Annotated in this window: 13 protein-coding genes and 1 pseudogene; all 14 read left to right on the top strand. The window is 29.0% G+C overall.

What is annotated here, in order from left to right:
* The first annotated feature begins 4 nt into the window (after positions 1–4).
* Positions 5–436 (top strand): flagellar export protein FliJ, encoded by a 432-nt coding sequence (gene fliJ / locus AAT22_RS13460; RefSeq protein ID WP_047001606.1) that lies wholly within the window; start codon positions 5–7, stop codon positions 434–436.
* 17 nt (positions 437–453) lie between these two features.
* Positions 454–1,974 (top strand): flagellar hook-length control protein FliK, encoded by a 1,521-nt coding sequence (locus AAT22_RS13455; protein ID WP_047001605.1) that lies wholly within the window; start codon positions 454–456, stop codon positions 1,972–1,974.
* A gap of 12 nt (positions 1,975–1,986) precedes the next feature.
* Complete coding sequence (locus AAT22_RS13450; RefSeq protein ID WP_047001604.1) at positions 1,987–2,679, top strand: flagellar hook capping FlgD N-terminal domain-containing protein; 693 nt, start codon at positions 1,987–1,989, stop codon at positions 2,677–2,679.
* Positions 2,680–2,712: 33 nt separating this feature from the next.
* Positions 2,713–3,099: a TIGR02530 family flagellar biosynthesis protein gene (locus AAT22_RS13445; RefSeq protein WP_047001603.1), complete on the top strand. Its 387-nt coding sequence runs from the start codon at positions 2,713–2,715 to the stop codon at positions 3,097–3,099.
* Positions 3,100–3,175: 76 nt separating this feature from the next.
* Positions 3,176–3,763: pseudogene (locus AAT22_RS19465) on the top strand (flagellar hook-basal body complex protein); the annotation flags it as partial.
* Positions 3,740–5,815 carry a flagellar hook-basal body complex protein gene (locus tag AAT22_RS13440; RefSeq protein ID WP_242849829.1) on the top strand — a complete coding sequence of 692 codons (2,076 nt, stop codon included), beginning with the start codon at positions 3,740–3,742 and terminating at the stop codon, positions 5,813–5,815. The pseudogene AAT22_RS19465 and the gene AAT22_RS13440, both read left to right, overlap by 24 nt.
* 432 nt (positions 5,816–6,247) lie before the next feature.
* A complete protein-coding gene (locus AAT22_RS13435) occupies positions 6,248–6,439 on the top strand; it encodes a flagellar FlbD family protein (protein ID WP_047001601.1) in 192 nt (63 codons plus the stop codon).
* A 17-nt stretch (positions 6,440–6,456) separates the two neighbouring features.
* Positions 6,457–7,266 (top strand): motility protein A, encoded by an 810-nt coding sequence (locus AAT22_RS13430; RefSeq protein WP_047001600.1) that lies wholly within the window; start codon positions 6,457–6,459, stop codon positions 7,264–7,266.
* The gene (locus AAT22_RS13425) at positions 7,266–8,006 is read left to right on the top strand and encodes an OmpA family protein (RefSeq protein ID WP_047001599.1); all 741 of its coding nucleotides are present in this window, start codon (positions 7,266–7,268) and stop codon (positions 8,004–8,006) included. The genes AAT22_RS13430 and AAT22_RS13425 overlap by 1 nt, the downstream gene beginning before the upstream one ends.
* Positions 8,007–8,008: 2 nt before the next feature.
* Positions 8,009–8,455, top strand: a complete 447-nt coding sequence (locus AAT22_RS13420) for a flagellar basal body-associated FliL family protein (RefSeq protein WP_047001598.1) — start codon at positions 8,009–8,011, stop codon at positions 8,453–8,455.
* A gap of 18 nt (positions 8,456–8,473) precedes the next feature.
* Positions 8,474–8,842, top strand: a complete 369-nt coding sequence (locus tag AAT22_RS13415) for a flagellar biosynthetic protein FliO (RefSeq protein WP_047001597.1) — start codon at positions 8,474–8,476, stop codon at positions 8,840–8,842.
* A 13-nt stretch (positions 8,843–8,855) separates the two neighbouring features.
* Positions 8,856–9,629 (top strand): flagellar type III secretion system pore protein FliP, encoded by a 774-nt coding sequence (gene fliP, locus AAT22_RS13410; protein WP_047001596.1) that lies wholly within the window; start codon positions 8,856–8,858, stop codon positions 9,627–9,629.
* 9 nt (positions 9,630–9,638) lie between these two features.
* Complete coding sequence (gene fliQ / locus AAT22_RS13405; protein WP_047001631.1) at positions 9,639–9,908, top strand: flagellar biosynthesis protein FliQ; 270 nt, start codon at positions 9,639–9,641, stop codon at positions 9,906–9,908.
* A gap of 14 nt (positions 9,909–9,922) precedes the next feature.
* Positions 9,923–11,767 (top strand): fused FliR family export protein/FlhB family type III secretion system protein, encoded by a 1,845-nt coding sequence (locus AAT22_RS13400; RefSeq protein ID WP_047001595.1) that lies wholly within the window; start codon positions 9,923–9,925, stop codon positions 11,765–11,767.
* Positions 11,768–11,796: the final 29 nt, after the last annotated feature.

Below are 11,796 nucleotides of genomic sequence, written 5' to 3'. Positions count from 1 at the left end.
GATTATGTCAGAAAAATTTAAATTTAGTTTAGAAAAACTCCTTGAAATAAGAATAGAAAAAGAAGATGAAAGTAAAAGATTATTCACTAAGACACAAAGAGAAAAGCAAAACACAGAAGAGCGATTAAATGTTCTTAAAAATAATTATGAAAAGTATAGTGGAATAAATAAAGGTGAAACTTTAGCTTATCAAAAAATAAAAAGAAATTATTTGTTTGCTTTAGATAAGGGGATAGTCCAAACTCAAAAAGACTTACATATAAAAATAAAAGAACTTGATATAAGAAGAGAAGATTTACTTAAAAAGCAAATAGAAAGAAAGACTGTAGACATATTGAAGGAAAGAAAAACTTCAGAGTTTTATAAAGAACAAGAAAGAAAAGAGCAAATATTTAATGATGAACTTGCCTTATATGCATATATGAGAAAACAGTGAAAGGAGGTGAGTAATTAATGATAAGTACTAAGATGATAGTTGATTTAGATAATAAGTTAAATAGTATAAATAATAATACTAGTAATAATGTTTCTAATAAAGAAAATAAGGCTAATGATAATTTTAAAGATTATTTAAAAAAGGAGATTAATAATAGCACTTCAAATAACTCAACTAAAGAATCTGTAGAGAAGCAAGATTATAATTCCTTAAAAGCTGATACAGATGTATCTAAGGAAACTAAGAAGATAGAATCTATATTAAGTGATGTTTCTAATAAATTAGATGAGATTATAAGTAAAGAAGATTTCCTAGGAAATGAATCTGATATAGAAGACTTAACTGAAATTCTAAATCTATTAATAAGTCTTTTAAATAATAAGTTAAACAATGAAGAGTTAAATGAATTTACTTCTAAGGACGGCTATTTAGAAAACTTAGATTTAAGTAGCATAGATGTAGAAAATTTAAACAAAAATGATATAAGTAATTTGTTTTTATCATTGTTTAGCAATACAGAAGATGTAAATTTAAGTGATTCTTTATTAAATTTAAATGGTTTAGAAGAAAATAATTTAAACTCTGAAGATATAAAAAGTTTATTGAAAGATATGAAAGATTTAACTGACAATATTTTAAGTAATATTAAATCAGAAACTTCAAGTAATGTTTCTACGGAGAGCTATGAGAATGAATTAGGTAACAAAATTTTTGCTTTATTAGAGACTTTACCAAAGGAAAGTATAGAAAAAATTTCTTCTAGCCTAGGACATGAAGAAAAGGTTAAAATTTTAAGTGTAGTATTACTAGAAAAAATTAATAATAGTTTAGGTAGTATAGATAAAGCTAATAATTATGAATCAAAGATAATTTTAGATGAATCAAATATTTTAAATGAAAATAACACACTAAACTATGAAACACCTACAGATAAGAATTTGAAAGATAATGAATCTTCAAGTAAATATAGTATTGATGAAAATACTGATGAAGATAGAATATTATCTAAAATTATAGATGGAGATGATAAAAGTTCTTTTTCTAAAATCCTAAATTCTTATGATATATATAATAAAAATAATGTAGATATAGTGAAAGAACCTGTAGTTGTTAATAAACAAAGTATAGATTTAGATATAATAAAAAATGTAAAATTTATGATAAAAAATGCTGTGCAAGAATTGAAGGTAAAAATATATCCTAAAGAACTTGGAGAAATGACTATAAAGATTCTTTCAGAAGAAGGTATAATGAAAGCAGAAATAAAGGCTATGTCCAAAGAAACATATAATTTATTAAATTCTAATCTACAGGATATAAAGAAGACTTTAATAGATCAAAATATAAAGATTCAGGAAGTAAATATAGGAATATACAATGAAGATACAACATTCTTTAGTGGTGAAGAGAATTCATCTGAGGGTTTTAACAATAACCAAAGTAAAGAAAATATTAATAAATCTCAATCTATACTTAATGAAGATGAAAATAGCACAGAAGATTTACTTAATCAAAGTAATGTAAATTTATTAGCATAGGGGGAAAGTACGGTGTCTAATGTTATAAATAATTATACAGGAGCAAGAGCGACTGATAGAGGAACTAAAGTAGTTAAACCAGGACAAGATATGGATAAAAATGCTTTTTTAACCATATTATCTGCAGAATTATCTAATATGGATCCAATGGGTAATAATGATTCTACTCAATATGTTACTCAAATGGCACAATTTGCTTCTATGGAGCAAATGACTAATTTAAATAATACAATGTCTAGTTATGCAAATAACTCAATGGTTGGAAAAGGTGTAACATTAAAGAGTGTAGATTCTAAGGGAGTGCCTTATACAGGAATTGTAAAATCTGTAACTTCAACATCATCTAAAACAACTATTTCAGTTGAGGTTAACGAAGATGGGTCAAATGTGTACAAGGATTTTGATATATCAGATGTGCTTACTGTTTTAGATGTTCCAGATTACTCAATACCATCAATTAATAATATTAATGGAAATATGTCATTTTTAGTTGCATCTTCATTTATTGGAAAGCATGTTGAATTAAGTGAAAGTGATGAAGAGGGAAATAAATATACGGGAGAAGTTCTTGGTGTACTTAAGGATAATGGAGTTGTAAAGGTAAGAGTTAAGCTACATGATTCAGATGAAATAAAAGAATTTACTTATGATAAGATAGTAAAAGCTTCAAATAATAAAGATGAAATAAAGGGTAGTGAGGAGTAAAGGGATAAGTAAGTTATTTAAGTAGGTGATTTTTTGAGTTTTAGGGTTATAAACGGAAAAGCTTATCCAGTAGGAAATTTTCAAATACCAAATGATAAGGTGAATGAAGATGATAATTATAATAAAAGTAATTTTAGTGATATTTTAAATGAGGCTATAAATAAAAGTAGTGAAGAATATACCTTATCAAAGCATGCAGCAGATAGATTAAAAGAGATTAATTTTACAGCTGCAGACATGGAAAAAATAGCAAAAGGCTTTAAAATGGCAGAAAATAAAGGAGCTAAAAATTCAGTAATGCTTTATAAAGATGTAGCTTTAATTGCAAGTATAGAAAATAAAACTGTAATAACAGCAGTAGAAAAAGAAAGATCTAAAGAAAATGTATTTACTAATATAGATAGTGTAGTAATTTTATAGGCTGGACCTAGTATTAGGAAGCTTAATTCTTGCTGAACGACAGATGCAAGAAAAAATAATATTTTGGAGGTCAATTATGTTAAGATCAATGTATTCCGGGATTAGCGGTATGAAAGTTAATCAAACTAAATTAGATGTTATAGGAAATAATATATCAAATGTAGGAACAACTTCATTTAAGGCATCAAGAGCAAGATTTAGCGATATGTTAAGTCAAAATGTATCAGATGCTATGGCTCCATCTAATAATCAAGGGGGAGTAAATGCAAGTCAAGTAGGACTTGGAGTTCAACTTGCAAGTATAGATTCAGTTATGACTCAAGGTATGATGCAGCCAACAGGTAGAGCTTTAGATGTTGCAATAGATGGAGATGGATTCTTTATGGTAAGTAAAGGACCAGCAATTTATGATGGATCATTGGAAGTAAATCATAGAGCAGGTGCACATAGCATAACAGCACAATCCTTAAGTAACTCTGGAAGTGAAATAATGTATAGTAGAGATGGTTCATTTATATTAGATGAACAAGGAAATTTATTAACTGGTGATGGATTTAGAATTATGGGTTACTCATTAACTAATGATGATAGTTCACAACAAGCAACAGGGCTATCTCCAAACTCAGTTAGTACAGCAGGATTGGACTTTAGATTTGGCCCAGGGTCACAATTAAATGGATTTAAGGTTGTATTAGGAGCAGTAGGACCAGGAACTGTTACTTCAGCGGACGTTAATAAAGCAGAAAAGCTTATAGTAGTAAATGGAGATTTCTCTTCAACAGGAGCATTAACAACAGCTCAAGTTGAGTCTGCAATAAGCAAGGGATTATCTTCAGCAGGAATATCTCAACAAGTATATGTTTCAGGAAAACCTATAAGTTTTGAAGGATTAGGTTCACCAGCAGTTGTTGGTGGAACAGATGCATTAGCACCTAAATCAGTTACAATAGCAGGATTTAATATACAACTTAGTGAAGGTAGTGCTTTAAATGGCTATAGTTTTGAAATTGGTGAAATATCAAGTGATCCATTATCTGTAAATGTAGAAAGTGGAAGAAAGAAAATAGTTATAAATGCTGATTTCTTAAATAAATCATTTAATGCATCTGATTTACAAGATGAATTAAATAATAAGCTTAAAGCAGCAGGCATTACGCAAGAAGCAAAAATTACAGGAACTCCAGCTACCTTAGGAAATATCAGTGGAGCATCAGATGCTTCAGGTAAGGTAGATTCTCCAGCATCAATAGATTATTCTAATAGTTCAGGCACTGCTACAACTGTAGGTGGATTTACTTTTTCTGGACAAACTAATGGAGAATTAAATGACTATACTATTTCTATAGGAGAAAGTGCAATAGGAACTCCACTTACAGTAGTTGTTGAAAATGGAAATATAATAATAAATGGAGATTTTAATACAACACCAGCTAAATTTACTAGTGCAGAATTGCAAACAAAGTTAAATAGTGCATTAAAAGCTAATGGATTAAAAACTCAATTAAATGTAGCAGGAAATATAAATATCGGTGATATATCAAATAAAGCTAAATTAAGTGGTGGGGTTACAGCAAGTTCTCCAAAATCTTTAAATATAGCAGGATTAAATGTAGATCTTCCTACAGGAACTTTATTAAATGAATTACAATTTGAAATTACAGATATAAATGAAGCAGGATTATCAGTAGAATATGAGCCAGCAGCAAATGGAAATGCTCATAAATTAGTTATTAAAGGAGATTTTACTAAAAAGGTAGCAGCAAAGGATTTAGAAGATAAAATAAATGCAGCATTATTAGCACAATATCCTGTAGAAGCTCCAAAGGTTAAAGTATCAGGTACTTCTAAACCTTATACAGGACTAACTTCTGATAATATAGATGGAGGAGAAGTTGATAAGGCTCCAGGAAAAGTAACAGTTGGAGGAGTAGACATACTTCTAGATGCAGGTGCAGCATTAAATGGATATAAATTCCAAATAGGTACAGTAACAGCAGGAACCAAAACAGAAGCATCAATTGATACAAAAAATAAAACAATAACAATAAATGGTGATTTTGTTACTGCAAATGCTATTACAGCAAAAAATATACAAGATGCTTTAACTAGAGCTTTAGAAGATAAAGGAATAAATCAAGGTATAACAGTTTCAAACAAGCCTATGGAAATTGGTGGAGTTGAATCAGAAGAAACAAATGGAGGAACTCCAATAGAAAGTATGAATGGGGACGGAAGTATTAACTTTGTAGATGGAACAAAAGATCTTAAATCTTATGATGGAGAATTAAAGACTCTTAAAATTCCTGATAAGGTTAGAATACCAGGATCAGATATAGAGCTTAGAGTAAAAACTTATACAATAGATAAGAATGGCGTAATAAATGGAGTCCTTGAAGATGGTAGAGTAGCAGCACTTGGACAAATAGCTATGGCAAGCTTTAAAAATCCAGAAGGTTTAACAAAACTTGGAGGAAATCTTTATAGCTCATCAGTTAACTCAGGAGATGCAATTATAAAGAGTGGTGTAGGAACATTAAACGATGATAATTCAAAGGGATATGGTGATTCACTTCAAGGTATGCTTGAAATGTCGAATGTTGACTTAGCAGAACAATTTACAGATATGATAGTTTCAAGTAGAGCTTTCCAAGCATCAGGGAAGATGATAACAACTGGAGATGAAATACTTCAAGATATAATTAACTTAAAAAGATAGTTAGATAGTGCACAATTCACAGTTCACAGTTTTTTGATAAGGGAACATGTAATAGGTTATGATATAAATTGCGAAGCAATTTATATAGTTCACAGCGCACAGTTCACAGTTCACAGTTTTTGGAATAAAGTAACAGGGAACAGGTTATGATATAAATCGCGAAGCAATTTATAAATGAAAGAATGAAAAAATTAAGGGTATTTTGCTACACAAAACTAACTACTGTCCCTAAGCTTACCTTGAAGTAGATGTTTCTTAATTTTTAATTATAGTTTACATCTAGTACTTGTTATCTGATACTGTTCCCTGTTACCTAAAAAAATAAAACAACTGTGCACTGTGTCTTGTAAACTGTGAACTAGAAATTTTGCTTCGCAAAATAAAACAACTGTGCACTGTGCACTGTGCACTAACAAAGAGTGGGGTGATTTTATGATAAAGGTAACGGGTATGAATAATAAAGAAATTATTCTAAATGCAGATCATATAGAAAAAATTGAAGAAGTTCCAGAAACTTTAATAACATTGACTAATGGAAAAAAGTATATAGTTCTTGAAAGTGTTGAAGAAATAGTAGAAAAAGTAATTAGATATAAAAATAAAATTGTTACTTATAGGGTATAGTTGGAGGTAATTATAAAATGAAAAAGTCAGACTCATTAACTTCCATTGGATTAATATCAGGTATAATATTAATGTTTTATGGTATGGTTCTTGGTGGAAGTAGTCTTAAAATTTTCTGGGATCTATCATCAGTATTAATAACAGTAGGAGGATCTATTTCAGCCCTTTTGATAACTTATTCTTTAGAAGAAGTTAAAAATATTGGTAAATTAATGACTCAAGCTTTTAAGGAAAATAAATCATCTGCAAAAGAGATAATTCTTAGTTTTACAGAACTTTCCAAGAAAGCTAGAAGAGAAGGTTTACTATCTTTAGAAGATGAAATTGCTAATATGGAAGATCCTTTTTTGAAGAAAGGTCTACAAATGGTTGTAGATGGTATTGAACCAGAAACTATAAGAGAAATATTAGAACTAGAAATTGGAGAAATGGAAAATAGACATGAAAAGGGAGCAGGACTTTTCTTGTCTTGGGGAGCTTATGCACCAGCTTTTGGTATGTTAGGTACATTAATAGGTTTAATTCAAATGCTTGCAAATCTAACTGATGTAGCCAATATAGCATCAGGAATGGGAAAAGCATTAATTACAACATATTATGGATCACTTTTAGCAAATATGTTATGTAATCCAGTAGCGGCAAATTTAAAGCAAAAAAGTGCAAAAGAGGTTGGAGAAAGAGAAATGATGTTAGAAGGTATACTTGCAATACAATCAGGAGTAAATCCAAGAATTGTAGAAGAAAAACTAATAACATATTTACCACCTAAAGAAAAATTAGAATATTTAAATAACAATATTGAAAATGGTGAAGGGGTTGTTATTTAATGGCAAGAAAGAAAAAGACTAGTGAAGGCGGACTAAGAGGTGATGAGTGGCTTCCAACTTATGCAGATACAGTAACCTTATTGCTTACATTTTTTGTTCTTTTATATTCTATGGCATCTGTTGATGTTGAAAAAACAAAAAGTATAGCGCAGGCATTTACTTCTATGATGAATGGAAGTGAAGGAACTAGTTTACTAGAATATAATATGTATAACGGTGAGGTTCCTTTAATAGGAGGAGAAACAGAAGATAACATAGAAGGTGGCGAAGAATTAACTGAGCAAGAAAGAATGTATAAAGATGTTAAGGAATTTGTTAATGATAATAATTTATCTTCTGTTGTAGATATAATTGATGATGAAAGAGGAATAGTAATACAACTTAGGGATAACATATTATTTGAGACATCAAGTTCTGACTTAAGAGAAGACAGTAAGGAAGTACTAAACAAAATAAATTCTCTTATAGAGTCTGTCGAAAATCCTATATTAGTTGAAGGACATACAGACAATAGACCTATAAATACAAGTAGGTTTCCATCGAATTGGGAGTTGTCTGCAGACAGAGCAGTTAATGTAGTAAGATATTTTATTGAGAGCAAGGGACAAAATCCTACAAGATTTAGTGCAGCAGGTTATGGTGAATTTCATCCAGTAGCACCAAATGATACTTATGAAAATATGGCTAAAAATAGAAGAGTAGATATTTTAATTGTAACAACTGAAAAGGAGGAAGAATAAAAGTGGCTGAGGAGAAAAAAGAAAAGAAAAAAGGTAATAAATTAATTTTAATTATTGCTATATTAGCAGTTTTAGGCGGAGGAACATTTGGAGGAGTATATTATTTTATGAATAAAGATAATGCCTCACAGCCAGTTGTTATACAAGAAGCTTTTTTTGAGGTTGGTGAAATATTTGTAAATTTAAGTGATGAAGGTTCCAAAAGATACATAAAGCTTAATCTTTCAATAAGTTATGATAGTAAGAATAAAGATTTAGCAAAGGAAATAGAAGATAAAAAAGTTGTAATTAGAGATATTGCTATATTCTATATAAAATCCTGTAAAGCAAAGGATTTTGAACCAGCCAATGAAGCAGTGTTAAAAGGTGATATAATGACTAGAATTAATCAAAAGTTAACATCAGGATTACTGAAAGATGTTTATATAAGTGATATTATAGTACAATAAAGGAAGTAGATTTAAAAGATGGATTTAGTATTTTTAATATTTAAGTTAATATTTGCATTAACGATAGTACTTGGGCTTATTTATATATTATTTAAAATAAGTGGAAATAAACTTAATAAGATTAATGAAGGAAAATACATTAAGGTTTTAGAAAGAACTCAAATATCTAAAGAAACTTCAATAGTAGTGGTAAAAATAGGAAAAAAAGGCTATGTACTGAGTTCATCTAATAATACTACTGAAAAATTAGATGAGATATCTGAAGAAGATATATTTCTTTTAGAAGAGGAGAAAAGAAGAGAAAAAGAAAAAATAAATGACCAATATGAAACAGCTGTAAAAAGCTTAAGAGATAAAATAGATAAATTTAGAAATAAATATAATTAAAAGGAAGATTTATATGAATAAAAAGAAGAAATATATATTTATGCTGATAATGACAGTATTTCTGATATTTACTTTTAATAAAGCTGTAAATGCTGAACCAATAAGTATACCAGATTTAAATATTTCAGTAGGCGGCGAATCTACTTCTCCTCAAAATTATGTAGATAATATAAAATTATTGATAGTACTAACTATTTTAACATTATTACCTTCAATAATAATTATGATGACATCTTTTACAAGAATAATAGTTGTATTTTCTTTTTTAAAGAATGCATTAGGAGCTCAGCAATCAATTCCAAATCAAATACTTATTGGATTAGCAATATTTTTAACCATATTTATAATGCAGCCAGTATATACAGAATTAAATGAAAACGCATTTAAACCATTTATGGAAAATACAATAACACAAGAAGAAGCTATGGAGGCTGGAAGTAAGCCTTTAAGGAACTTCATGCTAAAACAAACAAGACAAAAAGATCTAGAATTATTTATTGAAGCATCAAAACTAAATAAAGAGGAAATAACAAAAGATAATATCCCATTAACAGTTGTTATCCCAGCTTTTGCAATAAGCGAACTAAAAACAGCATTTCAAATAGGATTTTTATTATTCTTACCTTTTATAATAATAGATATGGTAGTGGCAAGTGTTCTTATGTCAATGGGAATGTTTATGCTTCCACCTGTAATGGTAGCATTACCATTTAAATTATTATTATTTGTAATGGTAGATGGTTGGTATTTAATGGTTAAGTCTTTAATAATGAGTTTTGGAGGGTAGGTGATAAATGTGAGTGAAAATTTAATTATAGGAATAGTAAGAGATGCATTATATACAGCATTAAAAGTAGCTGGTCCAATATTAATAGTATCAATATTAATTGGATTAATAATAAGTATATTTCAAGCAACTACTCAAATACAAGAACAAACATTAACATTTGTTCCTAAGCTAATAGGAATAGCAGCTGTTGGGCTTATGTTATCAAGTTTTATGTTGCATACATTAGTAGCCTTTACAGAAAGAATATTTGAACTTATTATTAAGATATCTACTTAGGAGGTAGGTAAGGTATGATAGATACAACCTACTTTTTAGCATTATTTTTTATATTTTTAAGAGTTACGGCTTTTTTTGCTATAACAAATATATTTTTCCCAAATGGGACACCGAAAACATTAAAAGCTATGTTTTCATTAATATTTTCCTTTGCATTACTTGGAGGAATAGATTATTCAAATATAAATTTAATTACAAGCAATTATTATTTAATTATTTATATGATTTTAGAAGTTGTTAATGGGCTAATACTGGGCTTAATATCTAATATAGCTTTTGAGGTAGTATTAATGGCAGGAAGCCTGATAGATGTACATATAGGATTAAGTATGGTTAATACTATAGATCCAAATAGTAAAACAAGTACAACAATAACTGGAAATTTACTTCACTATGTAGCTTTAATGATTTTTTTTGTAGTAGATGGGCATCATATGCTTATAAAATCACTTATTGAAAGTTTTATAATATTGCCAATGGGTAAGGGGCTACTTTATCCAGATACAATGATGACACTTATAGAAGTTGTAGGAAAGTATTTTGTAATAGGATTGAAAATTGCAATACCTATAGTATTGATAATAATATTAACAGACCTTTGCATGGGACTTATCTCAAGAGCAGTTCCACAAATAAATGTAATGATACTTGGAATGCCAGTTAAAATGTTGGTTGGTATACTAGCTATATCAATATCATTACCAATTATAATAAAACTTTTTGTTAGCAACATAAGTTATATTCCTGATATTTTTAGAAAAATAATCACATCTGCTCCTCTGGTTCTTTTAATATGGGCAGATGAAAAAACTGAAGAAGCTACTCCAAAGAAAAAAAGTGATTCTAGAAAAAAAGGGCAAGTTCCAAGAAGTAAGGATATTGGACTTGCAATTACCATGGTAGCAACAGTTCTAGTAATTGTTGCATTAAGTGGATTTATAGTCTCTTCGTTAAAGAATAATGTAATATACTTTCTTAATGATATGGGTACTATGGAGGTTACAGAAAGTAGCTTGAAGGGGATAAATGTTCTTATTATAAGTAAAATAGCAATAGTAATAATGCCGGTTATTTTGCCTATAATGATAGCAGGAGTTGTTGCTAGTTTGCTTCAAACAGGATTTTTAGTAGTTAAAGATGCTATAAAGCCTTCATTTGGCAAATTAAATCCAATTAATGGATTTAAAAATATGTTTTCTAAAAAGGCCTTAGTAGAATTAGTAAAGAATTTAATACTTATATCAATAGTTATTTTTATAGCTTATTCTTATATACGAGATAACTTTGATAAAATAATGCAAATAGGAAATTTATATTTACCTACTCTAGGCATAGAAGTTAAATCTCTAATAGTTAATATATTTATAAAAATAACTATACTGTTAGTTGTAATAGCAGTTATAGATTATGTTGTTCAATATATACTTTTTCAAAAGGATATAAGAATGACAAAGCAAGAAATAAAAGAAGAATATAAACAAATGGAGGGAGACCCTCAAATAAAATCCAAAATGAAACAAAGACAAAGAGAAATGTCACAAAGAAGAATGATGCAATCTGTAGGAGATGCTACTGTAGTAATAACAAATCCTACGCATTTAGCTGTGGCAATTAAATATGAAGAAGGTAAGATGGAAGCTCCAAAAGTTGTAGCTAAAGGAGCTGATGCAATAGCAATAAAAATTAAAGAAAAAGCTATTGAGTCAAAGGTTCCTATAATAGAAAATAAACCTTTAGCAAGAATGCTATATAGCACAGTAGAAATAGATAAGGATATTCCACAGGATATGTATCAAGCTGTAGCAGAAATTTTAGCTATGGTGTTTAAGTTGGATAAGAAAAAAAGACGCACTAGATAATAAAGGATGGGATAAGGTTGCTTGCAAAT

Source organism: Clostridium sp. C8 (assembly GCF_001010885.1).
GTDB lineage: Bacteria > Bacillota > Clostridia > Clostridiales > Clostridiaceae > Clostridium > Clostridium sartagoforme.
This window is presented reverse-complemented; position numbering and strand designations above follow the sequence as displayed.

Bases quoted from the DNA above. Each gene is read 5' to 3' on its own strand.
- fliP (WP_047001596.1), top strand. From the start codon at position 8,856: ATGAATAAAAAGAAGAAATATATATTTATGCTGATAATGACAGTATTT.
- AAT22_RS13455 (WP_047001605.1), top strand. From the start codon at position 454: ATGATAAGTACTAAGATGATAGTTGATTTAGATAATAAGTTAAATAGT.
- AAT22_RS13400 (WP_047001595.1), top strand. From the start codon at position 9,923: ATGATAGATACAACCTACTTTTTAGCATTATTTTTTATATTTTTAAGA.
- AAT22_RS13435 (WP_047001601.1), top strand. From the start codon at position 6,248: ATGATAAAGGTAACGGGTATGAATAATAAAGAAATTATTCTAAATGCA.
- AAT22_RS13425 (WP_047001599.1), top strand. From the start codon at position 7,266: ATGGCAAGAAAGAAAAAGACTAGTGAAGGCGGACTAAGAGGTGATGAG.
- AAT22_RS13430 (WP_047001600.1), top strand. From the start codon at position 6,457: ATGAAAAAGTCAGACTCATTAACTTCCATTGGATTAATATCAGGTATA.
- fliJ (WP_047001606.1), top strand. From the start codon at position 5: ATGTCAGAAAAATTTAAATTTAGTTTAGAAAAACTCCTTGAAATAAGA.
- AAT22_RS13415 (WP_047001597.1), top strand. From the start codon at position 8,474: ATGGATTTAGTATTTTTAATATTTAAGTTAATATTTGCATTAACGATA.